Genomic DNA, 25128 nt, shown 5'->3' on the forward strand with positions numbered 1-25128 from the left:
TGCCGCCATAGGAGGTGGCACAGAGCGCATCGGCGATATCGGCCTCGCCAAGTGCCTCCCAGTAGGCGCCATAGGCGGGGTCGCCATGCCGGGCGAAATCGGAAAAGCGGTAGCGGGTGCGGTTCTCGCGGATGGCTGACAGGAGCGGATTGCACTCGAAGCAGACGTAGTTGAAGGCCGCACTTCCGGGCCAATGCTCGGGCGATATGCGGGCGATGAAACGGCCGGCCGCCGTATCGACGGCGGCGATGGCCACGACTTCCTCGATGGCGGCAGCGGCGCGGATTTGATGTGAGGCGGCCAGGTCAACGAAGCCGGCGGCGACGGCAGCGATACCCTCATCTCCAAGGTCGCGAGCTACACGATAGGCGATTACATCGAAAACCTTTCGCTCGGTGATACCGGCGACCAGAGCGGCTACGGCAACAACGGCAACAACTATATCGAGGGCCGCGCCTGCAACGACACGATCTTCAGCATAGACGGTAATGACCTGCTGCATGGCGGCGACGGCAATGACGGCATCGGCGCGGACAAGATCGAAGGCTGTGCGGGCATCGACGCCCTGCATTGCGACGCGGGCAACGACACGCTGGTCGGCGGCGCGCTTGGCGACAGCCTCTGGGGCGGCACCGGTGCCGACACGTTCAAGTTCAAGTCGACCTCCGACAGCACGACCAGCGGATGGGACACGGTCAAGGACTTCGAGCGCGGACTCGACAAGATCGATCTGCCCGCAATCGATGCCGACCTCACCGCCGCGGGTAACAACGCCTTCAGCTTCATCAGCGCCAAACCGGTAGATGCGTCCGCCGGCGCCCTGTGGGCAACCAAGGCAGGCGGCAACACGACCGTCTTCGGCGACCTCAACGGGGACGGCACAGCGGATTTTGCAGCAGCAGCCGTAACCTCGATTGCGACACCGGCGCTCTTGTCCGGAAAAGCGCTGTAGTAGAAGATACCGCGTCACCACTCGCCGGACTGGATGAGTTCTTGGAAGCCACCTCACGCTGTGCAGGAAAGGAATCTGGAGATGACGCTTGTGCCCACTCACGCGCTCACGCAATTCGGGGACGCTGGTTCCCTCACGCGAATTGCCATCATCGGCCGTGGATTTACCGGCCTCATGACCGCGATTGCGCTGTTGAAGGCCTTCCATCATCCGTTCCATCTCGTGATGTTCGATCCGTTCCCGAAGATCGACGGCGGTGAGGGCATTGGCCGTCCGGCCTCGCCGCTTCTCAACAGCCGCGTGCGGGATCTTTCGGTCAATCCGTTGGTCCGGGATGATTTTCGCCGATGGTTGGAGGAAAGTGACAATTGGCGCGGCCTTGAACGGTCGGGATCCGGAAATGTCGATCATGCCTTCGTTCCCGGCGAGGTCTTCAGCGCCTACGCCTATCAGCGCTTTTCCGAGGCGCTGCGCGGGCGGACCGATGTGCTGGTTCAGGTGCGTTCCGAAAGCGTGACGGCGATCGGGCGAGGTGAGACGGGTGGCCTCTCTGTTCGTTCCGGTGATGGAGACCCGACGCGCTTCGACGCGGTCTTCCTGGCGACAGGATACGGCCTGCGGGACGGCACCGAGAGGAATTCGGGGCTTACCGCTGCGAAGGAGGTGCAGGTCATCGGCGGCGGTGTTCATGCGGTCGATCGTGCCCTGCGTTTGCTGGCGGCCGGGGAGGCATCCCATGTGACGCTGATATCCTCATCCGGCTTTTTGCCGCAGCCGCATGCGCCATCGGCTGTGGGGGCTGTCTCGCCGGATCGTCCATTTCCGAACACGCTTCGCGGCGCATTTCGGCATCTGCGCGAGGCTGCCAATAGGGCGGCGCTCGAAGGGACTGGCTGGCAAGGCATCATGAATGATTTCCGCTTGCGTGCGCGCGAACTCTGGCAGGGCCTGACACCGGACGAGCGGCGGCGGTTCAAGCGTCATGTCAAGCCGATCTATGACAGCCACCGCAATCGCCTTCCGCTCGGTCACTATGAACGTTTGCGTCGAGCCATAACGAGCGGCGCCATCGCCGTGCGCAAGGGCAAGGTCGAGCGCATTGCTACGAATGGCGTGCTGCTGTCAGGCCCTGGAGGTTTGCAGGTTCTGCAGGCGGATCGCACGATCGACTGCCGCGTTCGCCCCGTGGACATCGATTCCCCCTTGTTCCGCTCGCTGCTGTCGGCGCAGCTTGCAAGGCGCGATGAACTCGACCTCGGCATCACCGTCGATAGCGACGGGCGGACGACTACCGATACGGGCTTGTTCGAGGGCCTGTTCGCGATGGGGCCTGTTGGCCTTGGAAGTCTGCCCGATATCGATCTTGTCCCGGAGATCGTTGTCCAAGCCCATGCCGCGGCCAAGGCGCTCAAGACCTGGCTTGCCCAAACTGGCAGCACGGCGGGAGATCGCCGCACACACTGAAGACATTTCTGTCGGCGGTGCGGTGAAAGGCAAAAAAAAGCGGCCTTGTCGAGGCCGCGCGAACAGGAAACAGACACTTCCCCTCTCACCGAAGAGGCAACGGCGGGGGAGGCGGATGTCATGTTTGCCACGCAGATCATCGGAAAGGGCAGTGCGCATCTCGAGCAGCGGAATCACTGTTTTACTTCTCCATTGATGGTCTCATATTTGTTATGGTGAAGGGTAGGGATGACGCCTGCGAATGCGCTGCCATCCGGCGTCCCGTCATGGAGCCGAGTTTGCATGCTTGATCTCGACTCCTATCTGCTCAGAGCGTTCCTGGCGGTCGCCGAAATCGGAACCGTCAGCGGGGCGGCCGTGACGCTCAACCGGACACAGGCCGCCGTCAGCATGCAGCTTCGCAAGCTGGAAGATCTCGTCGGCGTCAGGCTGTTTCTGCGCTCGTCCAATGGGCTTTCGCTGATGGCGCAAGGGCAGATCATGCTTCCCTATGCCCGCGAGATCGTTACCTTGCCGACGAGGCGGGCAAAAGGCTGAGCGGCAAGACGATCCGGGACCGCGTCCGGCTCGGCGTCGGCGAGGATTTCGCGGCCGATCACCTCATTGAAATCCTGCGCAACTTCCGGGATCAGAACCCCGATATCGAAATCGATATCCTCATCGAGCCCAACCGGCGGCTTGTCACGCTTTTCAACGATGGCGTCATTGATCTCGCGGTCTATGACGTAAGCTGCCTGTCGCGCAAGCCGACCCTTCTTTGAAAAAATAACAAAAACGCCGGGCGCCTTTGAGAGCAGGTCAGCATGATCTTGCTGCCGAAGTCACGTTGCGCTTAATCGGTCGGCGTTTTGGCGACGGCTTCTACGCTTACGGCCGAAGGCCCTTCCTGAGAGGTGAAGAGGGCCATGCTCAGGATCGAGCCGAAAATGACGATGAAGGTCGCGAGCAAGCACATGCCGATGAGGTTTGTTCGCATAGATTAATCTCGCTGTGAAAGAATCGCGCCATGCCTGGTGACGCAAGATATAACCGGCCTAGAACTGAAAAATAACCAATAGATCGCCCAATTGTTCCAGCCTTGATTTACGTGATTCCTGCATTCCCTGCCGCGTGACTTGCTTTCATCGTGACCGGAACATTGCCTCGCATGGGGTGTTCTTAGAGCATGCGGACTTGACCGCGCCAAAGAGGAGATTTCCATGTTTACGAAATTCACCACGATTGCTGCCGCCGCCACGCTTATCGGTTTTTCTGCCTTCGCCCAGACCAGCAGCGGCCAAGCCGCTTCGGATACGACCAATGCGGGCGATCAGGCGCAGATGATGCAGATGGACGAAGCGACCGGCAACGTCTTCTACAGCGACATGAAGGCGCGTACGCTTCGTCCCGAAGCGGAATGGTCGAAGAACTGGGCCGGCCTGAACGATGAGCAGCGCGCCAAGATGAAGTCGGACTGCTCCACGAACGGCGCCACGGCACGCAGTGAGGGTGATACCCGCGTCTGTGAATGGGCCGGCAATAACTGATCCAACTTCGCGAGATGATGAAAAAGGCCCCGCCTATCGGGGCCTTTTTTATGCAATGCACCTGCAAGAGTTTCTGGCTGGTGGGCGGCGGGCGCTTTTGTAAGGATTTGTCGCGGTGACAATGCGGTTGATCGCTTTCAAGCGGCCGGATGGTCTATGATTGGCGAGAGGAGAATAGGATGGCGCTTTTCAATGGCCTCTCGGCCTTTTCCATTACCCCGACGGATGCGGCGGGTCATGTCGACACGGCGACGCTTGGCCGTCTGCTCGACCGCATCGCGCGCGCCGGTGCAGATTCCATAGGCCTGCTCGGCAGCACGGGCGGCTATGCCTTTCTCTCGCGCGACGAGCGGCGGCGTGCGGTGGATGCGGCGATGGAAAGTGTCGGCGGCAGGATTCCCGTTATCGTCGGTGTCGGCGCATTGCGCACCGACGAGGCCGAAGCGCTTGCCCGCGATGCGAAGGCGGCGGGTGCGGACGGCCTGCTGCTCGCGCCGATGTCCTATACGCCGCTCACCGAAGAGGAAGTCTTTCAGCATATGGCAAGTGTTGCGGCGGCGGGCGACCTGCCGCTCTGCATCTACAACAATCCGGGCACGACGCGCTTCGTCTTCAGCGATGGTCTCATCGCGCGGCTCGCCGCGCTTCCCGGCATCGATGCCATCAAGATGCCGCTGCCCACCGACGGCGATTTTCGACGTGAGCTTGCCCGGCTCAGCGCTTTGACACCCGAAGGTTTTTCCATCGGCTATAGCGGTGACTGGGGTGCAGGCCAATCGCTGCTGTCGGGTGGTGACGCCTGGTACAGTGTGGCCGGCGGGCTCCTGCCTGCCGAAGCGCTCGCCCTGACCCGCGCCGCTATGGCCGGCGACCTGGCGGAAGCCGAACGGATCGATGCGCGTTTTGAACCGCTCTGGGCGCTGTTCAAGCAGTTCGGCAGCTTCCGTGTGATGTATGCCATCGCGGAGTTGCTCGACCTCTGCCAAGTCCTTCCGCCGCGGCCGGTTCTGCCGCTCGGCACCGCCGATCGTCTCCGGGTGAAGGCCGCGCTGAAAAGCCTGCAATAATGTCCGTCGCGGGATTGCGCATCCCGGCTTGAGATATCCGTTCCGCTCGGTCTAAGCTCCTCTCCTGAAATGCGAAAATGCAGAGGAGAGGATGATGCCGCACGTCATATTGAAAATGCTCGAGGGGCGGAGCGAAGAGCAGAAGCAGGCGCTTGCCGAAGCCCTCACCAGAGCGGTGACGACGACGCTCGGCTGCGGCGAGGATCTCGTCTCGGTCGGGATCGAGGATTTCAAGGACGAGGAATGGATGGCGAAGGTCTATGGGCCTGACATCCGGGAGCGTTCCGGCACGATCTACAGGATGCCGGGTTACGGCCCGGAGGATTGAAGCGCCGCCCCGCGAATTCCGATTGAACGGGGCTTGCCCCCGGCTTGCGGGAGTGGTTCGAATACTGGCCGCTCTTTTTCACAAAGGGTCGGAATTTTATTTTGGGAGAAGCCTGCAAGAAAGCGGGCAAAAAGGGAGTTGAGATATGAGAAAGATTCTGATCCTCGGCACGGCGCTTGGCCTGCTCATGGGCACTGCCGCGCGGGCTGAAGACATCACCTTCGCCGTCGCCGGCCCGCTCACCGGTCCGCTCGCGACGATCGGCGACCAGTTCAAGCAGGGTGCCCAGGCCGCCGCCGATGCCATCAACGCCAAGGGCGGCGTGATGGGCAAGCAGATCAAGCTGCAGTTCGAAGACGACCAGTGCGATCCCAAACAGGCCGTTTCGGTTGCCAACCGTATTGCTGCGGCCGGCATCAAGTTCGTCGATGGCCATGCCTGCTCCGGCTCGAGCATCCCGGCGTCGGCCGTTTATGCCGAAAACGGCACGCTGATGATGAGCCCGGCGTCGTCGAACCCGGTCATGACGGACGATGCCGCCGCCAAGGGCTGGACGAACATCATGCGCCTTTATACGCGCGACGACGCGCAGGGTGCTTTTATCGGCCCGTGGATCGCCAAGCAATATGCCGGCAAGAACGTCGCCGTGCTGCATGACAAGACGGCCTATGGCCAGGGCGTTGCGGATGCGGTGCGCGCCACGATGAACGCCAATGGTCTCAAGGAAGTGCTGGCCGAAGGCATCAATGCCGGCGAGAAGGACTACAATGCGCTCGTCACCAAGCTGAAGGACGCCAAGGTCGATGTCGTCTATTTCGGCGGCTATCACCCGGAAGCCGGCCTTATTCTGCGCCAGGCGGCTGAGCAGGCCTACAAGTTCCAGCTGATCATGCCCGATTCCATCGCCTCGCCGGAATTCTGGCAGGTGGCCGGTCCGGCCGGCGAAGGCACAATGTTCGTCTTCCCGTCCGATCCGCAGGCAAAGCCGGAGGCGAAGGAAGCCGTCGCGAAGATCCAGGCCGGCGGCTTCAAGCCGGAAGGCTTCACGCTCTTCTCCTACGCCGTGATCCAGGCCTTCGCCCAGGGCATCGAGCGTGCCGGCTCGGATGACCCGACCGAAGTCGCCAAGGCACTGAAGGACGGAAAGCCGATCGACACCGTCGTCGGCACCGTCACCTTCGACGAGAAGGGCGACCTGAAGGATGCCAGCTACGACATCAACCGCTGGAGCAACGGCAACTACGCGCCGATCGCGCAGTAAGGCCGCGCAAGCGGATCCAGGATTGAAAGGCCCGGCCCAGCGCCGGGCCTTTTCATGTCGGCGCTTCGATCCGATGGCGCGGCAAAGGTGTTTAGGTAACCATATCTTCAAGAGATCGTCGCACTGTCCTGCCCAGGAGATCGGGCATGGCGAAGAAGACGACCAGACGGAAAAAGACGACGGGGGCGAAGCGGGCTTCGCCGGCGGCGCGGGGCGGCGGCATGGCGCATTGGTATGTGCTGGGCGCGGCTGTGATCGGCGGGATCGTCTATATGGATTATCGCGGGCCGGGACCGGAGCCTTCGGCGACAGGCATTCGCACGGCCTCCATCGAGCGCACGGAAAAGAAGGCCGCGCGCGAGACGGTGCAGGTCAAGCCGAAGCAGCGGCCCTCCCAGCTCGAAGAGCAGGCGTTGCCGGCGGCGGAAAAGCTACCGGCCTTCTCCGGAAAATGGTTCATCTGCACGACGCAGACCGACTATTGCGTGCTCGACGGCAGCACGATCCTTTATGCCGGCCAGAAGGTGCGGCTAGCCGATATCGATGCACCTTCCATTGCGGAGGCGAAATGCGATGCGGAACGCTCGCGCGGCGGGGATGCGAAGCTGCGCCTGCGGGAAATCCTGAGCGAGGGCGATGTTTCGCTGGTCGCGGCCAGGGGTGAGGGGCGGCATCTCGTGATGCGCGGCGGCCAGTCGATCGGCCAGCGGCTTGTTCAGGAGGGCTTTGCCCGGTCCTGGACGGGGCGCCATCAATCCTGGTGCGGCTGACATTCGTTGTTGCGAACGCTGTCTCTTTCCGGCACAAGCCATGCGCAAGCCTGCGTCGCTATGGTTTGCATCAACCGGGATGGTACCGGCTGAAAAAGGACAATGATATGTCGAACGACCTCGAGCGCTACAGCGATCCTGACAATGCGACGGTCGCGCTTTTCCTCCTCGAAAACGATGCGGACGAACTGACGGACATTCTGGTGGCTGCACTGGATGAAGCCTTCCGCATTCTCGATGACCAGGCGTCGCCCGCGACCTTCCACTGATCGCCGAAACGAAAGAGGGGCCCTTGAGGCCCCTCTCGCTTTTTGAGGTTGCCGCTCAGCCGGCGGCCACGACCTGGCGCTGCGTGCCGAGACCGGCAATGGAGACTTCCATGCGGTCGCCGGGCTTCAGATAACGCGGCGGCTTCATGCCCATGCCGACGCCGGGCGGCGTGCCCGTCGTGATGACGTCGCCGGGCTCCAGCACCATGAACTGCGAGATGTAGTGCACGAGGAAGGGCACCTTGAACACCATGGTGCTCGACGAACCGTTCTGCACCAATTCGCCGTTGACGCTCAGCGTCATGGCAAGATCTGCGGTGTCCACTTCGTCTTCCGTCACCAGCCAGGGGCCGATCGGGCCGAAGGTCGGGCAGCCCTTGCCCTTCGTCCACTGGCCGCCGCGCTCGATCTGGTAGGCACGCTCGGAAATGTCGTTGCAGACGCAGTAACCCGCGACATAGTTCAGGGCATCGGCCTCGGAGACATAGGACGCGCGCTCGCCGATGACCACGGCAAGCTCGACTTCCCAGTCGGTCTTTTCCGAGCCGCGCGGGATGAGGATCGTATCGTCGGGACCGCCGATGCAGGAGGGAGCCTTGTTGAACAGCACAGGCTCGGCCGGCACGGCCATGCCGCTTTCGGCGGCGTGGTCGGCATAGTTGAGGCCGACGGCGATGAAGTTGCCGACGCGGCCGACGCAGGCGCCGTAGCGGCTGCCTTCCGGTGCGAGCGGCAGGCTTGCCAGATCAAGGGCGCGCAGGCGCTCGCGGCCGGCGCGGCTCAGCACATCGCCGGAAATATCCGCAACGACGCCCGAGAGGTCGCGGATCCTGCCATCCGCGTCGATCAATCCGGGCTTCTCCGCGCCCGCCGCGCCAAAGCGCACCAGTTTCATGCTGTCCTCCATTCAAATGCCGGCCCTTGCGACCGGCGTGACCGATTTCGGTTGCAGGCACCATCTATCCGGTTTTACATGGAGTCAACGATTTTCGAAAATGTGCACGACTTTATAAAATGAGGTGACATGGAGCAGAAGCGCACGAGCGGCCGCACGCTGGCGGGCGATGCCTATGAGGCTATCCGTCAGGCGATCGGTGCGGGGACCTTCAAGCCGGGTGATCGGCTGCGCTTTGCCGATCTTCAGGCGCTCTGCAACATGAGCGTGACCCCGGTGCGCGAGGCTTTGGCCCGATTGACGGCGGAAGGGTTCACGGTGCTCGACGATCACCGTGGCTACACCGTCGCACCGCTGTCGCTGGCGGAACTGCGCGATGTCACGGCGACGCGCCAGCTTTGCGAAGGCGAGGCGCTGCGGCTGTCGGTGCTGAACGGCGATGCGGACTGGGAGGCAAGGGTCGTTGCCGCACACCACCTGATGGTGCGCATCCCACAGGTGCGGGAGGATCTTCCCTCGGCCATGCGCGAGGACTGGGAGGCGCGGCATGCGGCCTTCCATGCAGCGCTGGTCTCGGCCTGCGGCTCGCCGATCCTTTTGGAACTCTGTGAGAAGCTGTTTTCGCGGGCGGACCGCTACCGGCGCCTGTCCGTTAGTTTGGACGGCGGAGCGCGGGATGTCGCCGGCGAACATCGCCGACTGATGGAGCTCGCGCTGGCGCGCGATGCGCAAGGCGCTGCCGAGGCCCTTCGCGAGCACTACGGCCAGACGGCCGCAGCGCTCGAAGGGTTCTTTTCTGCCTAACTCTACTTGGTGGCCACGACGGCCGGGGTGCCGATGGCCGAGCCGCCGCCGATGGCGACGTTCAGCGAGACATAGTCGCGGGCGAGCTGGCGGATCGCCGAAGCGAGCGACAGGCGGGCCGTAGCGACGTTGCGTTCGGCATCGAGGACGTCGAGGATGGTGCTGGCGCCGCCGCGATAGCTTTCGCGGGCGAGGTTCAGCGTCTGCTCGTAGGAATTCACGACCTTGCGCAGGGCGGCGACCGTCTGGCCGTCGCGGATGAGCGCGGTCTGGGCGTTTTCCACTTCCTCGACGGCATTCAGCACCGTCGACTTCCAGGTCAGGTACTGCTGCTCGGCTTCCGAGCGGGCGATCTTGATCTGCGCCTTGAGCGCGCCGCCGTTGAAGATTGGCAGCGAAAGTGTCGGGCCGAAGGACCAGCTGGAGAGGCTGCCGGCCACGGGGTTGAAGTTGCGCGTTGCGCCGATCGAGCCGCCGAGTTCGATGCTCGGATAAAGATCGGCTTCCGCGACGCCGATCGCCGCCGTCGCGGCCTGAAGGCGGCGTTCGGCTGCACGAATATCCGGACGGTTGCGGATGAGATCGGCCGGAACGCCGGTGTGCGTGGCATAACGCGGCATCGGCTGCGAGGATCCCTTGATCAGGCTGGACGTGATCGTAGCAGCGGGAACGCCGAGCAGGGTCGCGATATGGTTGGCCGACTGGTGGAAGCCGGTTTCCAGCGCCGGCAGGTCGGCGAGCGTCTGGTTGACGAGGCCTTCGGTTTGCAGCACGTCGAGGCTGGAGGCCGCACCCGCTTCCTTGATCTCGTTGGTCAGCTTGAGGCTTTCACGGCGGGACTGAAGGTTCTTGCGCGAGAGCGCCAGAGCTTCCTGATAGTAGCGCGCATTGACGTAGCTCGACACGAGGTCCGAGAGATAGGCGAGGCGCGCGACGTTGACGTCGTCATAGGCGGCGTCGAGCGAGGCGTTGGCGGCTTCCTTCTGGCGGCGATACTGGCCGAAGAAATCGAGCAGCCAGGAAGCGCTGAGACCAGCGTTGAGGGATTTCGATTCGGAATGATCGCTCGTGGTGGTGCGGCGCAGATAGCTGCCGTCCCGACCACTTACAGTACCATCGGCTGATGCACCAATGCTCGGAAGGGCGCCGGCACCGGCGACGATGACATTCGCCTCGGCCGCGTCGATGCGCTGGAGCGCCTGCAGAACCGTCAGGTTTTCGTTCATGCCCTGATGGACGAGATCGTTGAGACGCTTGTCGCGGAAGGATTCCCACCATGGATTGAGCGTCACATTGTCGGCGCTCGCCGCCTTGCTTTCCGAGAACTTCGCGGGCAGCGCGGTCTCGGGCTTCTGATAGTCGGGGCCGACGACGCAGCCTGACAGGAGGAGCATGCTCAGAGGAAAAAGCGTCCTGGTGAAATTCATGGGTCTATCCTGCCGGCCGTCGCGGCCTACTAAACTTAACGGAACATATGTGCGATTCACTCTTTATTCATGTTTGGACCCCAGATCGAGTCCTTCGCAAAAAAAGAATGGTCCCACAGCGTTTTTTCCCCGCTTCCTTCTGCGGGTGTGGCCGCACAGCAACTGGAGTATTTGCTCGGTCGCTTTGAATTTGCTCGCCTTGCGAAAGCGGCTGATTTGCGACGCCCCGCCAGGTTGCGTCACGGTATTTCCCGGGAATGTCCGTCTTCGCGACATATTTTCCTGAAAAATGCTGCAAGCGCGAAGATTATTTTGCGATTCGAATTGTCACACAAATCCGGCAGCAATTTATTCCAAAATCCTGCGGATTCCATTGACATCGAGAGGAGACCCTATTATGTGTTGCAGCATCGCATGAGGGCCGCATGCGTTTTTGTTTCGGTCCATCCTGACGCATCCTTTTTCAGCGTCAGCGCCAACAAGAGGGAGTGTGACATGTATCATATCAACAGCATCGCCTCCGCGTGTGTGGCGTGCTCCTGTCGTGAAGCGATTGCCGGGAAAACGTCGACGCTCCGTCGAACGTAATCTGAAATTCCCTCTTCGATTTTAGCGCAAATGAAAATTGGCTGTGCCTTTGGGTGCGGCAGGAGTTGTTATGCAAAAGCAGGTTATCGAAATCGGCGGAGAAGCCTTGGGCGTCGTCGTTCCAGATGAGGATCGGCTAAAGTTCGTGGCCGTCAAATATTCCGTATGGGATTTGGATTCCCAGCGTTTCTCATCGGCAGACGAGGTGCGCGCGGCGATTCGCCGTCTCCTCAACGACCCGTCCGCTGCCCAGCGGGCGATGAACCCGGCCAGTGTCGCGGCCTGAACCTGAATTTTCACGAAACGGCATCGTTTCATGCTTGAAGACAACGGGCCTTGCTTTGCGCAGGGCCCGTTTCTTTTTGTGAACAATCCATTCACCGGACGCCGGCTGGCGCGGGGTGCGGAATTTTGATTGGGTACCTCTCGAAAGGAGGTGCCCCATGCAGAGCGGCATCCATCACATCACCGGTATTACCCGGAAAATCCAGGCGAACGTCGATTTCTACGCAGGCTTCCTGGGCCTGAAACTCGTCAAGCGTACGGCCGGCTTCGAAGACGCCGATCAGCTCCACCTCTTCTATGGCGACGCGGCCGCCAGCCCCGGTTCGCTGGTCACCTTTCTGGCCTGGGAGGATGGTTCTCCCGGCCGGGTCGGTCTCGGCCAGCCCGCCGAGATCGCTTTCGCGATCCGGCCGGAGGCGATCGGCTTCTGGCTGACGCGTGCCTTGACGAAGACTGTCGCCATGACCGGTCCCACGCAGGAGTTCGGCGAACCCGTGCTTCGGCTGAAGGACCCGGATGGCATCATCGTCAAGCTGGTCGGCGAGGCCGGCGTGGAAGGTCCGGCGCCGCATGTCACGAAGGAGATCACGGCCGAGGATGCCATTCAGCGCATCCGCGGTGCGACGATCTTTTCGGAAAAACCGGCGGAGACGGCGGCCTTCATCGGAAGCCATTTCGGCTTCCGCGCGGTTGCCGAGGCAAACGGTATCAAACGGCTTGCCGGTGATGCCGGCGATATCCTCGACATCCGCGATGCCAGTGGTTTCTGGACCTCGGCCCCCGGTACGGGGACGATCGACCATATCGCGCTGCGTGCACCGGACAGGGCGGCCGTCGAGGCCGTTGCCGAAAGGCTGGCGGCGGAGGATGCGGGTGACGTCAACATGCACGACCGCACCTACTTCTACTCGCTCTATGTGCGCGAACCCGGCGGCTCGCTTGTCGAATATGCGACCGACGGTCCCGGCATGACGATCGACGAAACCCCGGAGACGCTGGGCACCACGCTCTTCGTCCCGAAACATTTCGGTGCCGATCCGGCGGATGTCCGGGCGCGCCTTCCGCAGTTTTCCTTGCCAGGAGAAGAAAGAATGACCGAACGAGACCTGCCTTTCATTCATCGGGTGCATCGCCCGGAGACCCCCGACGGTACCGCGATCGTGCTGCTGCACGGCACGGGCGGCAACGAGACGAGCCTTCTGCCGTTTGGCGTGCGGTTGGCGCCGGGCGCGGTGCTGCTCAGCCCGCGCGGCCGCAGCGCGGATGAGGGCTATCCGCGCTTCTTCCGCCGAATCACAGCAACGACCTTCGACCAGAAGGACATTGTCAGTGAGGCGGAAGCCTTTGCGGCCTTCATGGAAGGGGCAAATGCCGCCTACGGGTTCGATCCGGCAAAAACGCTGTTCGTCGGCTATTCCAACGGCGCGAACATGATCGGTGCCGTCATGCTGCTGCATCCCGGCATCATCCGCAATGCGGTGCTGTTGCGCGGCATGAATGTCCTGGAAAACGCGCCGGCGGCCGATCTCTCGGGCGTCAACGTGCTGATGGTGTCGGGCCAGTCGGATCCCTATGGCCGGTTTGCCGGGGATCTTGAGGCGCTGCTCAAGACATCGGGCGCGACGGTCGAAAGCAAGCTGCTGGCTGCCGGTCACGATATCGGCACGGCCGATCTCGAACTGGCCAAGGCCTACAAGGAGCGCATCATCGGCTGAGGCCGGTGATGGCAAAAGAAAAGGAGGGCACACCGCAAGGTGCGCCCTCCTTTTTGTATCATCGAATTATCGTGTGTAGTGCGCGACGAAGGCGGCGAAGCCGGAAACGAAATCGCGCAGCTTCTTCTCTGTGGCCTCATCAACGATCTTGCCATCGGCGATGACAGACCCGGCGCGCGAAACCATCAGCTTGGCGCCGAACCACGGCACCGTGCCGAGCGTGCGCATGATCCAGCCAGGCTTCCTGCGAAAGCAGCGTGCCGAAATTGCCGGGCGATGCGCCGGTGATGGCGAAGGGCTTGTTGCCGAAGACGCGGGAAATGTCGGAGGAGGGGCGGCTCATCCAGTCGATGGCGTTCTTGAAAACACCGGGAATGCCGTTGTTGTATTCCGGCGTGAAGAGAATGACACCGTCGGCACCGGCGACGAGGTCCTTGAGGCGCGTCACGGCATCGGGAACGCCCTCGGCTGCTTCCACATCGCCATCATAGAGCGGAATGCCGTGGATCGAGCCTTCGACGAGCTCGACGCCTTCGGGCGCCATCGTCAGCGCGGCGCGCAGGAGCGCGGTGTTGAAGGAGCCCTTGCGCAGGCTGCCCGAGATAAGGACCAGTTTCGTCATGTCGGTTCTCCGTTTTCAGACATCAAAAAACCCGGCGGACGGTTTGTCACGCCGGGGTTTCGTTAAGGGCTTAAGCGAGCGGCTTCAGCCTGGCCTCGATCTGCGCCCGGCGCGGCTCCAGGAAGGGTGGCAGCGACAGGCTTTCGCCGAGCGTCTCCATCGGCTCGTCCAAGGCAAAGCCGGGACCGTCGGTGGCGATCTCGAACAGGATGCCGTTCGGCTCGCGGAAATAGAGCGAGCGGAAGTAGAAGCGCTCGACCTCGCCGCTGGAGGGCAGGCGGAAGCCGCGCAGGCGCTCCGTCCAGGCATGCAGCGCGTCGATATCCGGTGCGCGGAAGGCGACGTGGTGCACGGCGCCCGCACCCTGATGGGCGGCCGGCAGCTTCGGCTCGACGGCGACATGCAGCTCGGCGGCCGGACCGCCTTCGCCCATCGAGAAGACATGAACCTCACCTTCGCCATCCGGGTTCGGATAGGTCGAGGTCTGCGTCATGTTCATCACATGGACGAGCACCGTCTCCGTGTTGCGGATGTCGGGCACGCTGAGCGTGATCGGGCCGAGGCCCTTGATCTGGTGTTCGGCCGGAACCGGGCTCCTGTCCCAGGGATTGGAAGGCGCGCCGGCATTGTCGACCGTCAGGCGGAAGCGCTGGCCTTCGCCATCCTCGAAATCGAGCGTGGCGCGGCCGCCGATCTCTCTGATGTCGCCGGCCTTGACCTTCTCCTCGGCAAAGCGGGCCTTCCACCATTCGAGCGTCGCAAGGGCGGCGACGCGCAGGCCCGTGCGGGAAACGCTGTGCGTGCCGCGCCGCTCATGGCCGACCGGCCAGTCGAAGAAGGTGAGGTCCGAGCCGGGCGAGGCGAGCCCGTCGGCATAGAAGAGATGATAGGCGCTGGTATCGTCCTGGTTGACGGTCTTCTTGACGAGGCGCAGGCCGAGTGTCTGCGTATAGAAGCGCAGGTTCTCCGCCGCATTCGCGGTGATCGCGGTCAGATGATGGATGCCGGTAAGCTGAAGGGTCATGGCAAACTCCTCTCCGGAAGCGTCCGGGATGTTCGTGCGGTCCCGCCGTCGGGGCCGTCTGTTGAAGCGAATATCGCCCCTGGACCGCGCTGCCGGAAGACCGGGGGTGGCGAACGGATTGTTCACTTTTCCTGAACGGTGCGCGTGTGCTGGCGGGGATCGTCTGCGCCTCGTGCCGTTCAGGCCTTCCGGCAACAGCGTTTTATCCACCCATTCTGTTCCAATATGCGATCATCCGAATTTTATCGTTTCATAAACCAGCTTGCGCTTACGCTACCCGCCTGCGAAATGATTTCGTCCCTGTCTCGCCGTGCCGACGGCATGTTCCGCAATTTTCTTATTAATTGCCGGCGCGCTCCCCGCGCCCTTCAGGAGACGTTTCATGCTGCCCAAGACTGCGACTGCCCGAAACATGTTCGCCATTGTGGCGGCCGGTGTTGCCACGACCGTGGCGACGGCGGGCGTTTTGCTCTGGCTCTCCTACAATGCGGTGCAGGAGCGTTCGGTTTCCGAGATGGTCAATTCGGCACAGGCAAGCGCCGGCAAGGTGGAGACCACCTTCGCCGGAGTGAAGGCGTTGAGCTGGAACATGCGCTCCGTGCTCTTTGCGATGAAACAGGATGAGGCGCCCAGCCGCGAAAAGTTCAACGCGATGATGGACCGGCTGCTCACGGAAAACCCGATCGCCGTGGGCGTTTATACGGCATGGGAACCGAATGCCTTCGACGGCAAGGATGCCGACTACATCGGCAAGCCCGGTCACGACGCGAGCGGTCGCTATATCCCCTACACGATCCGGGCGAACGGCGGCACGACGATCGAAGCGCTGGTCGATTACGATAAGCCCGGTCCGGGCGACTATTACCAGGTGCCGAAGAATACCGGCAAGGATTACCTCTCCGAGCCCTATCAGTACAATGTCGGCGGCAAGGACACGATGATGACGTCCTTCGTGGTGCCGCTGATGTTCGACGGCACCTTCAAGGGCATGGCGGGCACCGACATTGCGCTCGATGCGCTCGCGGCCGACATCGCCAAGCTGAAGCCGCTCGGGGAAGGCTATGTCGCGTTGTTGAGCGCCGGCGGCAGTGTCATCAGCCATCCGGACAAGGCAGCGCTCGGCAAGTCGCTGAAGGATTCCGGCCTTGATGCGGCGGCCTGGCAGCAGTTGATCGACAATCCGGGCAAAGCTTTCGAGCTGACGGACGCGAGCGGAATCGCCTCCATGGCGGTTGCCGTTCCGGTTAATGTGAACCCTGGATCGATCTGGTTCGCCGTCGTCTCGGTGCCGAAATCCGTTCTGTTCGCTAGCCTTTCGACGCTGGCCATCACCTCGCTCATCGTTATCGCCATCGCTACCGGCCTGATGATCGTCGTCGGCTGGCTGCTCGCCACGCGCTTCCGCAAGCGCCTCGCCACCGTCATCTCCGCTACGAGCGAGATTGCCCGCGGCCGTACAGATGTCGATCTGTCTGAATCCGAGCGTCAGGACGAAATCGGCGAAATGGCCCGTTCGCTGGCCGTGCTGCGCGATGCGACGCTCGCCAAGATTCGCCTCGAAGGCGAGGCCGAGCAGAACCGCGCGCTCTCGGAAGACGAGCGCCGCCAGCGGGCCGAACAGGCGGCCGAACAGGAGCGCCAGACGCGCCATGCCGTCGAGGCGCTGGCCGATGGTCTTCAGCGGTTGGCAGACGGCGACATGACCCACCGCATCGACACTGCCTTTGCCGGCTCGCTCGACGAGGTGCGCCACGATTTCAACGCCTCCGTCGAGAAGCTCCAGGCGGCGCTTCGTTCGGTCGGCGGCAATGCCAATGCCATTCAGGCAGGCTCGGCGGAAATCCGCTCGGCCTCCGACGATCTCGCCAAGCGCACCGAGCAGCAGGCGGCTTCCGTCGAGGAGACGGCGGCTGCTTTGGAGGAGATCACCACCTCGCTCAAGGACGCTACCAAGCGTGCGGAAGATGCCGGCCAACTGGTCGAGCGCACCCGCATGGGCGCCGAGAAATCGGGCGAGGTCGTGCGCCGTGCCGTCACGGCGATGAGCGGCATCGAGACCTCCTCGCGCGAAATCTCCAACATTATCGGCGTGATCGACGAGATCGCCTTCCAGACCAACCTGCTGGCACTCAATGCCGGTGTCGAAGCTGCCCGTGCGGGTGAGGCGGGAAAGGGCTTTGCGGTCGTCGCGCAGGAAGTCCGCGAACTTGCCCAGCGGTCGGCCAATGCCGCCAAGGAGATCAAGGCGCTCATCACCAAATCCGGCGAGCAGGTCAATCTCGGCGTGACGCTGGTCGGCGAGACCGGCTCGGCGCTGTCGGAAATCGTCGATCAGGTGCAGGAAATCGACCAGAACGTTGCTGCCATCGTGCGCTCTGCCCGTGAACAGTCGACGGGCCTGCATGAGATCAGCGCCGCGGTGAACTCGATCGACCAGGGCACGCAGAAGAATGCGGCGATGGTCGAGGAACAGACCGCAGCAAGCCATGCGCTCGCCACGGAGGCCTCCGCGCTCAACACGCTGCTGGCGCAGTTCCGCCTCGGAACAGGTGCCACCGCGTCGCGTCCGGTTGCGGCTTCGGCTGTCGAGCATCGTCCGGCACCATCCGGTGCCCGTGCGCTCGGCAGCAAGCTCACTCGCGCCTTCGGCGGCGGGCAGGCCGCAACGGCCAGCGCTGCCGCGGCACAGGACTGGGAAGAATTCTGAGATTTCCCCTGGGGCTGAGGGGGAAGGGCGGTCCGGTGACGGGCCGCCTTTTTCTTTTGTCGGAGAGCCGCGCAAATTTTGTGCTTTGCCCAGGAATTGCACAGGTTGTGATCACCGCTTTGCGGCTTCGATGATTTAGGCATTTCTTTAGTAATATGAAATCACTTTTGAATCGGGATTTTCTCCGCTTGGCACGCTTCCTGCTTACTCTTTGACAGGTCCAGAGGGGACCGAAGAGAAGCGTCCAACGAATGATGCTCCGATAAGGCCGCCGGGCTGCACGCAAGGAACCAGCAAGGTTCCGGTGCAGCCGGCGGCTTTGTTGTTTGCAGCGCGGGATCACTCTCCGAGCTTTTGCCTGTATGCTAGGCCGCTGAAAAATATGATTTATTATATTTCCCTATCACAGCGCCTTGCCGGTTGGCTTTTTTCCTGAACTTCGCCACACTCGGGCGCAGCTGGCGCAACGCCCGATGGTGTTGAGGCTTGCCAGTCTGATCTTCGCGATATAATGAGGACCCATATTAAATGGGGTTTCTGCAAAGCTGGAGATGACGATGACCCGATCGGGCAGAATGATGCTGGCGGCCCTTTTGCTGTCTGCCACCCCCATACCGGCGCTTGCCGACGGCATGGCGCGGCCGGTGCGCATCGCGCCGGTGCATTTCGAGGAACGCGAACAATCGGTCACCATCACGGGTGAGGTCGTCGCACGGGTGGAGACGGATCTCTCCTTCCGCGTCGGCGGCCGCATCACCGGCTGGTTCGTCGATGTCGGAAGTGCTGTAAAGGAAGGACAGGTACTTGCCCGGCTCGACCCCGAGGAGCAGAAGGCGGATGTCGAGGCTGCGGAAGCCGGGGTGCGCGCGGCGGATGCGCAGCTCAAGCTGGCCCGTGCCAATTTCGACCGCCAGAAATCGCTTCTGAACGACGGCATCAGCACGCGGCGCGATTTCGACGACGCCGAAACGGCCTTGCGCACCGCCGAGAGCGCCCGCGAATCCGCCATCGCCCAGCGCGACACGGCCAAGGATGTGCTGTCCTATACGGAACTGCGCGCACCGACGGACGGCATCGTCACCGCCCGTCTTGCCGAGACGGGCCAGGTGGCCCAGGCGGCGCAGACCATGTTCACCATCGCCGATACCGGCCCGCGCGATGCGGTCTTCGATGTCTATGAATCGCTGTTCTTCGCCCAGCCGGCCAAGGACGGCGTGATCGTCACCCTGCTCAGCGACGACAAGGTGCGCACGACGGGCAATGTGCGCGAGGTCTCGCCGACCATCGACACGCAGACCGGCACGGTGCGCGTGAAGATCGCCATGGACCGGACACCGCCGGAAATGACGCTTGGCGCGTCGGTCGTCGGCGTCGGCGCCCTTGCGCCGCGGCGTGTCGCCGTCGTGCCCTGGCAGGCGCTGTCGGGCGTCGCGAGCAAGCCGGCGCTGTGGATCGTCGACAAGGCGAAGAACACGGTCAGCCTTCGTCCCGTCCAGGTTCTGTCCTTCGAAACCGGCTCGGCGCTGGTTCTCGATGGTGTCGAGGAGGGCGAGACCTATGTCGCCGACGGCACCAAGCTTTTGCGCCCCGGCCAGACCGTGACCGCCCTCGAAGGAGCCACCCCATGAGGACGCCCGTTCCGCTCGCGCTTGCTCTCGCCGCGGCCCTGGCGCTCTCTGCCTGCAAGAAGGAAGAGGAGGCCGCCGCGCCGCCGCGGCCCGTGCTCTCCATCGTCGTGACGCCGACTGCGCTGCCCGGCACGCACTTTGCCGGCACGGTGCAGGCGAAGGTGCAGGCGGCGCTGGGCTCGCGTGTTGCTGGCCGGCTCGTTTCGCGCTCCGTGCATGTTGGCGATCTCGTGAAGAAGGGCGATGTGCTCGCCGTTCTGGACGCGACGGCCTATGAATTGGCGGTCCGCTCGGCGCGGGCGGAGCTTTCCAGCGCCGAGGCGACGCTTTCGAGCGCGGTGGCCAGCGAGGACCGGCAGAAGACGCTGCTGCAATCCAACGCCGCGGCGAAAGCTGCCGTCGAAAGCGCCGAACAGTCGCGCGAGGCGGCCGATGCCGGCCTCATCCGCGCCCGCACGGCGCTGGTGAAGGCGGAGGAGCAACTTTCCTATACGCGGATTGAAGCGGAATTCGACGGCGTGGTCGTCGCGACGGGAGCCGAGGTCGGCCAGACCGTTTCGCCGGGCGAAGCCATCGTCACGGTCGCCCGCCCGGAAGAACGCGACGCCGTCGTCGATATTCCCGAGACGGCGGAAACCATCGCTGTCGGCAGCCGCTTCACGGTGTCGCTGCAGATCAATCCCGCCATCACCGTCAAGGGCACGGTGCGCGAGGTGGCACCCTCGGCCGATGCCGTGACACGCACGCGCCGGGTGAAGATCGCCCTGGAAAACCCGCCGGATACGGTGCGGCTCGGCACGACCATCACAGCCGAACTCGAAGGACCGAATCTGACGGCGATCATGGTGCCGGAAACAGCCGTGCTGGAAAAGGACGGCAAGCCGCATGTCTGGCTGGTCGATGCGGCCAAGGGCGAGGTGCATCTCGCCGCCATCGAGACGGGCGCCGTCGCCGGCCGTTCCGTGCCGGTGGCCAAGGGGCTGAAGGACGGCGACCGCGTCGTCACCGCCGGGGTGCACAGCCTCGAGGAAGGCCAGAAAGTGAAGATCGAAGACGAGGCAAACCTATGAAGACGTTCAACCTTTCTGACTGGGCGCTCGAACACGCATCGCTCGTCTGGTACTTCATGATCGTCTTCGCGCTGCTCGGCTTCTTCACCTACCAGAATCTCGGCCGCGAAGAGGATCCGTCCTTCGTCATCAAGACCATGACGATCAGCGCCGCCTGGCCCGGCGCCTCCGTGGAGGAGACGACGCGGCAGGTGACCGAGCGCATCGAGCGCAAGCTGGAGGAACTGGAATCGCTCGATTTTAGCCGCAGCGTCACGACGGCGGGCCAGACGCTGGTTTTCGTCAACCTGAAGCCGACGACTCGCGCCCGCGACGTGCCCGGCACCTGGCTGACGGTGCGCAATATGATCAACGATATCAGGGGGCAGTTCCCCTCCGGCGTTGTCGGCCCCGCCTTCAACGACCGCTTCGGCGACGTCTTCGGCAATATCTATGCATTCACCGCCGACGGCCTTACGCCGCGCCAGCTGCGCGATTATGTCGAGAATGCCCGCACGCGCATCCTCACCGTGCCGAATGTCGGCAAGGTCGATCTTGTCGGCGCGCAGGACGAGGTGATCTATCTCGAATTCTCGACCCGCCAGCTTGCGGCCCTCGGTATCTCCACCCAGCAGGTCGTCTCGACCTTGCAGGCGCAGAACGCCATTGCGCCCTCCGGCGTGGTGCAGGCCGGCGGCGAGCGCGTCAGCGTGCGCGTCGGCGGGCAGTTTTCGTCGGAAGACAGCCTTCGCGACGTCAATCTGCGCGTCAACAACCGCTTCTTCCGCCTGAGCGACATCGCCACCATCACCCGTGGTTACGAGGATCCGCCGTCCAGCCTCTTCCGCTTTAACGGCGAGACGGCGATCGGTCTTGCCATCGGCATGAAGCAGGGCGCCAACCTGCTCGAATTCGGCGCGAAGGTGGAGAAGGAAATCGAAATCCTCTCGCATGACCTGCCCGTCGGCGTCGATGTGCATCTGGTCTCCGACCAGCCGAAGGTTGTCGAGGAGGCCGTGTCGGGCTTCACGCAGGCGCTGTTCGAGGCGGTCGCCATCGTTCTCATCGTCAGCTTCGTCAGCCTCGGTATACGCGCCGGTCTCGTCGTGGCGCTCTCGATCCCGCTGACGCTCGCGATCACCTTCGTCTTCATGTATTACGACGGCATATCGTTGCAGCGCGTCTCGCTCGGCGCGCTCATCATCGCGCTCGGCCTGCTGGTCGACGACGCCATGATCGCCGTCGAAATGATGGTGGCACGGCTGGAGGCGGGCGACACGCTGCGCAAGGCGGCGACCTATGTCTATACGTCCACCGCCTTCCCCATGCTGACCGGTACATTGGTAACAGTGGCGGGCTTCATTCCGATCGGCCTTAACAGCAGTGCCGCCGGCGAGTTCACCTTCAGCCTCTTCGTGGTCATCGCGATCTCGCTCGTCGTCTCCTGGGTCGTGGCGGTCATCTTCACGCCGCTGCTCGGCGTCACGATCCTGCCGAAGAGCATGAAGAGCCATCATGAGCAGAAGGGCTGGTTCGGCCGCACCTTCGCGCGCATCCTCGATGTCTGCATGTGCTGGAAATGGACGACGATCGTTGCGACCGTGCTCATCTTCTTCGTCTCGGTCTTCGCCATGCGCTTCGTGCCGGAGCAGTTCTTCCCGTCGTCGGACCGTCCGGAACTCGTCATTGACTGGGCCTTGCCGCAGAACGCCTCGATTGCCGAGACCAATGCGCAGATCGCCAAGTTCGAAGAGGAAAAGTTGAAGGGCAATCCGGATATCGAGCGCTGGTCGTCCTATGTTGGGGAAGGGGCCGTGCGTTTCCTCCTGTCCTTCGACGTGCAGCCGCCGTCGCCGGCCTTCGGCCAGACGGTCATCGTCAGCAAGGATCTGGAGGCGCGTGACCGTCTGAGGGCCGATCTTCAGGACTATTTGCGCAAAACCTTCGTCGGCACGGATGCTCTGGTCAAGCTGCTCGATATCGGCCCGCCGGTAGGACGGCCGATCCAGTATCGCCTCAGCGGCCCCGATATCCAGGAGGTGCGCAGCCAGGCGCTGGCGTTCGGCGAATTGCTCGGCAGAAACAGCCGTCTCGGCGATATCGTCTATGACTGGAACGAGCCGGCGCGTGTCGTGAAGGTCGATGTCCTCCAGGACAAGGCCCGCCAGCTCGGCGTGACCTCGCAGGATATCGCCTCGGCGCTGAACGGCGTCACCGGCGGCACCACCGTCACCCAGATCCGCGACGACGTCTATCTGATCGACGTCATCGGCCGGGCGCGGGCGGTGGAGCGCGAATCCATTGAGACCCTGCGTCAGCTCCAGCTGCCAACGGCAAACGGCACCTCCGTGCCGCTCGCCGCCGTCGCGAACTTCCGTTACGAAATGGAGCAGCCCGTCGTCTGGCGCCGCTCGCGCCAGCCCACCATCACCGTGAAGGCGAGCATCACGGGCGGCGTGCAGCCGGCGACGATCGTCTCGGAGATGGACAAGGACGTCGCAAGCTTCCGCGACACACTGCCCGCCGGCTACCAGATCACGATTGGAGGTTCGGTGGAGGAAAGCGCCAACAGCCAGGCGCCGATCATCGCGGTCGTGCCGCTGATGCTGTTTGCCATGGCCACCATCCTGATGCTGCAATTGCAGAGCTTTTCGCGGCTGTTCCTCGTCTTCGCCGTAGCGCCGCTCGCACTCATCGGGGTGGTCATCGCGCTGCTGGGGAGCGGCGCGCCGCTCGGCTTCGTGGCGATCCTCGGCGTGCTTGCGCTGATCGGCATCCTCATCCGCAACTCGGTCATCCTCGTCGTGCAGATCGAGGACCTGAGGCGGGAGGGCATGCATGCCTGGGATGCCGTGCGGGAAGCGACGGAACACCGCATGCGGCCGATCATGCTGACGGCCGCCGCGGCCAGCCTGGCACTCATCCCCATTTCGCGCGAAGTGTTCTGGGGGCCGATGGCCTACGCCATGATGGGCGGCATCATCGTCGGCACGGTGCTGACGCTGCTCTTCCTGCCGGCACTCTACATCGCCTGGTTCCGAATCAAGCCGGAAGAACGGCAGGAGCCCGTGGCTCAGCCGGAGCCGGTTGAAGCGACATAGTGCTCTCTCAATTTCGCCCATATCCCTCGAAAGGGTGAGGCAAGGCACGGTTCCGAAAAGGAGCCGTGCTTGCGCGCTGCTGATTCCTCTGGACAAGCCTGCGGCCAGTTTGCTGGTCTTTGCTGTCGGCTGGGAGCGGTTGCGTTCTTTTTGTCGCACCCTCCGTTAAAAAGCCGGTGGAAAAAGTTGATTTTGAACACAAACGGGCAAGCCCGCTTTTCAGGCCGTAACGAATGTGCAAGGGATTTGCTCCATGGTGTCGGCGGGGGCCGTGTGGGTGTGCGTGATTGGGACAAGGTTTGGTCATGGGACTTGACGAAACGTCTGAACTGCATGTCTATGCCGATCCGTCGTGGCGAGCGGCTGGCTCTTGCCTCGTGTCTATGAAGGCGCGGTCAACAGGAAATGCAGTGTGATGATCGGAATTGAAGACGTGAGCGGGCTGCGCAAGGCGTTGAGCGTATTTGCGCGTATTCTTGCGGCCGGCACGGTGTTGACGCTGGCCGGTTGCGTGGTCCCCAATGACGGGCCGCTGACGCAGGAAGTGCTTTCCGCCGGCGCGGGCGGCAAGACCTACGAAATTCCCCAGACCAAGCTCATCTTCGACGTCGTCGATATCGACCAGCGCGTCGCCAATGGTGTGAATGCCGGCGTTCGCCAGGGGTTCTCGAGCACCTTCGGCTTCGGCGGTGGCGGCAGCACGCCGGTCATCGGTGTCGGCGACCGCCTGGAAGTCACCATTTTCGAAGCCGGTCCCGATGGCCTCTTCTCGACCGTCGAGCGCAAGTCGACGACGATCCCCGTCGTCGTGCAGCCGGATGGCCATGGCCAGATCCCCTATGTCGGCTCCGTCCGCTTTGCCGGCATGACAATCGATTCCGCTCGCTCGACCATCGTCGAAGCGCTGAAGGCTAAGGCCGTCGAGCCCGATGTCATCGTGGCGATGGCGGACAATGCCTCGCGCACCGTGTCTGTCCAGGGTGATGTGAACAAGTCCTCGATCGTACCGCTGGGCCTGAACGGCGTTCACCTCAGCGAGGCGATCGCCATGGCGGGTGGCGCGTCCAAGCAGCCTTACGATACCTATGTCAGCCTGAAGCGCGGCGGTCGCTCGCGCTCGGTTCTCCTGCAGACGGTCATCGACAATCCGAAGGAAGACATCTACGTCAAGCCGGACGACCAAATCTATGTCAGCTACGACCCGCAGACGTTCTCGGCGCTCGGCCAGACGGAGAAGAGCGGCAAGATTCCGTTCAACGCCGCCAAGCTCAGCCTTGTCGAGGCCGCAGCGCTCGCCGGCGGCGGCAATATCGCGACGGCTGATCCCAAGGGCTATTTCGTCTTCCGCTATGAAAACGAAAACGTCTATCGCAGTGTCGTCGGTGACGATCGCTTCCGTGATCTGATCTCGCGCGGCATGGCGCCGGATGGCGAGGGACGCTATCCGATCGTCTATCGCCTCGATCTCGGCGCGACGCAGAGCTATATCATCGCTCAGAACTTCCCTGTTCGGAACAAGGACGTGATCTATCTGTCGCGCCACATCGCCACGGATTTCGCGAAGTTCATGACCATTCTTTCCAGCGGATCCAGTGCGGCCTACAATATCACGCGTACCGCAAACGCGCTTTGACGGCGTCGCGTGT

20 protein-coding genes and 2 pseudogenes are annotated in these 25128 nt (G+C 62.8%); 17 read left to right on the forward strand and 5 right to left on the reverse strand.

Annotation, left to right across the window (positions count from 1 at the left end):
- The first annotated feature begins 376 nt into the window (after window positions 1-376).
- From AC27VQ_RS08335 to AC27VQ_RS08345, 3 genes and pseudogenes are all read left to right on the forward strand, one after another.
- Window positions 377-952: a calcium-binding protein gene (locus AC27VQ_RS08335; RefSeq protein WP_488716163.1), complete on the forward strand. Its 576-nt coding sequence runs from the start codon at window positions 377-379 to the stop codon at window positions 950-952.
- Window positions 953-1033: 81 nt separating this feature from the next.
- Window positions 1034-2416, forward strand: coding sequence for an FAD/NAD(P)-binding protein (locus AC27VQ_RS08340; RefSeq protein ID WP_488715916.1), 1383 nt, complete (start codon window positions 1034-1036; stop codon window positions 2414-2416).
- Window positions 2417-2698: 282 nt separating this feature from the next.
- A pseudogene (locus AC27VQ_RS08345) lies at window positions 2699-3174 on the forward strand (LysR family transcriptional regulator); the annotation flags it as partial.
- Between the two features lie 74 nt (window positions 3175-3248).
- Here the strand turns inward: AC27VQ_RS08345 and AC27VQ_RS08350 are convergent.
- Window positions 3249-3392, reverse strand: a complete 144-nt coding sequence (locus tag AC27VQ_RS08350; protein WP_488715917.1) for a hypothetical protein — start codon at window positions 3390-3392, stop codon at window positions 3249-3251.
- A 223-nt stretch (window positions 3393-3615) separates the two neighbouring features.
- On the opposite strand from AC27VQ_RS08350, the gene AC27VQ_RS08355 reads away from it, so the two are divergent.
- From AC27VQ_RS08355 to AC27VQ_RS08380, 6 genes are all read left to right on the forward strand, one after another.
- Window positions 3616-3942 (forward strand): hypothetical protein, encoded by a 327-nt coding sequence (locus AC27VQ_RS08355; RefSeq protein ID WP_488715918.1) that lies wholly within the window; start codon window positions 3616-3618, stop codon window positions 3940-3942.
- Window positions 3943-4121: 179 nt separating this feature from the next.
- Entirely contained in the window at window positions 4122-5009 is an 888-nt protein-coding gene (locus AC27VQ_RS08360) for a dihydrodipicolinate synthase family protein (protein WP_488715919.1), read from the forward strand.
- 94 nt (window positions 5010-5103) lie between these two features.
- Complete coding sequence (locus AC27VQ_RS08365) at window positions 5104-5337, forward strand: tautomerase family protein (protein WP_488715920.1); 234 nt, start codon at window positions 5104-5106, stop codon at window positions 5335-5337.
- A gap of 145 nt (window positions 5338-5482) precedes the next feature.
- On the forward strand, window positions 5483-6598 hold the full coding sequence (locus tag AC27VQ_RS08370) for an ABC transporter substrate-binding protein (RefSeq protein ID WP_488715921.1): 1116 nt from the start codon (window positions 5483-5485) through the stop codon (window positions 6596-6598).
- Between the two features lie 146 nt (window positions 6599-6744).
- Window positions 6745-7368, forward strand: coding sequence for a thermonuclease family protein (locus tag AC27VQ_RS08375; protein WP_488715922.1), 624 nt, complete (start codon window positions 6745-6747; stop codon window positions 7366-7368).
- Window positions 7369-7475: 107 nt separating this feature from the next.
- Window positions 7476-7637, forward strand: coding sequence for a hypothetical protein (locus AC27VQ_RS08380; protein WP_313527591.1), 162 nt, complete (start codon window positions 7476-7478; stop codon window positions 7635-7637).
- Between the two features lie 55 nt (window positions 7638-7692).
- Here the strand turns inward: AC27VQ_RS08380 and AC27VQ_RS08385 are convergent, their stop codons facing one another.
- Window positions 7693-8532 carry a fumarylacetoacetate hydrolase family protein gene (locus tag AC27VQ_RS08385; RefSeq protein WP_488715923.1) on the reverse strand — a complete coding sequence of 280 codons (840 nt, stop codon included), beginning with the start codon at window positions 8530-8532 and terminating at the stop codon, window positions 7693-7695.
- Between the two features lie 129 nt (window positions 8533-8661).
- Here AC27VQ_RS08385 and AC27VQ_RS08390 point away from each other — a divergent pair, with 129 nt between their 5' ends.
- Complete coding sequence (locus tag AC27VQ_RS08390; protein ID WP_488715924.1) at window positions 8662-9336, forward strand: GntR family transcriptional regulator; 675 nt, start codon at window positions 8662-8664, stop codon at window positions 9334-9336.
- A 2-nt stretch (window positions 9337-9338) separates the two neighbouring features.
- Here AC27VQ_RS08390 and AC27VQ_RS08395 read toward each other — a convergent pair whose 3' ends face one another.
- Window positions 9339-10763 (reverse strand): efflux transporter outer membrane subunit, encoded by a 1425-nt coding sequence (locus AC27VQ_RS08395; protein ID WP_488715925.1) that lies wholly within the window; start codon window positions 10761-10763, stop codon window positions 9339-9341.
- A 658-nt stretch (window positions 10764-11421) separates the two neighbouring features.
- Between AC27VQ_RS08395 and AC27VQ_RS08400 the strand changes: the two genes are divergently transcribed.
- On the forward strand, window positions 11422-11637 hold the full coding sequence (locus AC27VQ_RS08400) for a hypothetical protein (protein ID WP_313527599.1): 216 nt from the start codon (window positions 11422-11424) through the stop codon (window positions 11635-11637).
- A 157-nt stretch (window positions 11638-11794) separates the two neighbouring features.
- Window positions 11795-13351, forward strand: a complete 1557-nt coding sequence (locus AC27VQ_RS08405) for a VOC family protein (protein ID WP_488715926.1) — start codon at window positions 11795-11797, stop codon at window positions 13349-13351.
- A gap of 66 nt (window positions 13352-13417) precedes the next feature.
- Here the strand turns inward: AC27VQ_RS08405 and AC27VQ_RS08410 are convergent.
- Together AC27VQ_RS08410 and AC27VQ_RS08415 are read right to left on the reverse strand one after the other, a co-directional pair.
- Window positions 13418-13973: pseudogene (locus AC27VQ_RS08410) on the reverse strand (NADPH-dependent FMN reductase).
- A 70-nt stretch (window positions 13974-14043) separates the two neighbouring features.
- On the reverse strand, window positions 14044-14997 hold the full coding sequence (locus tag AC27VQ_RS08415; RefSeq protein ID WP_488715927.1) for a ring-cleaving dioxygenase: 954 nt from the start codon (window positions 14995-14997) through the stop codon (window positions 14044-14046).
- Window positions 14998-15379: 382 nt separating this feature from the next.
- On the opposite strand from AC27VQ_RS08415, the gene AC27VQ_RS08420 reads away from it, so the two are divergent.
- The 5 genes from AC27VQ_RS08420 (at window position 15380) to AC27VQ_RS08440 (ending at window position 25115) form a co-directional block, all read left to right on the forward strand.
- The gene (locus tag AC27VQ_RS08420) at window positions 15380-17704 is read left to right on the forward strand and encodes a methyl-accepting chemotaxis protein (protein ID WP_488715928.1); all 2325 of its coding nucleotides are present in this window, start codon (window positions 15380-15382) and stop codon (window positions 17702-17704) included.
- 557 nt (window positions 17705-18261) lie between these two features.
- Window positions 18262-19332: an efflux RND transporter periplasmic adaptor subunit gene (locus tag AC27VQ_RS08425; RefSeq protein ID WP_488715929.1), complete on the forward strand. Its 1071-nt coding sequence runs from the start codon at window positions 18262-18264 to the stop codon at window positions 19330-19332.
- Entirely contained in the window at window positions 19329-20402 is a 1074-nt protein-coding gene (locus tag AC27VQ_RS08430; protein WP_488715930.1) for an efflux RND transporter periplasmic adaptor subunit, read from the forward strand. The genes AC27VQ_RS08425 and AC27VQ_RS08430 overlap by 4 nt, the downstream gene beginning before the upstream one ends.
- Complete coding sequence (locus AC27VQ_RS08435; RefSeq protein WP_488715931.1) at window positions 20399-23482, forward strand: efflux RND transporter permease subunit; 3084 nt, start codon at window positions 20399-20401, stop codon at window positions 23480-23482. Before AC27VQ_RS08430 ends, AC27VQ_RS08435 begins: the two co-directional genes overlap by 4 nt.
- A gap of 415 nt (window positions 23483-23897) precedes the next feature.
- Complete coding sequence (locus tag AC27VQ_RS08440) at window positions 23898-25115, forward strand: polysaccharide biosynthesis/export family protein (protein WP_421590277.1); 1218 nt, start codon at window positions 23898-23900, stop codon at window positions 25113-25115.
- Window positions 25116-25128 lie beyond the last annotated feature (13 nt).

It is taken from the genome of Shinella sp. 20P9.1.1, from assembly GCF_057798995.1.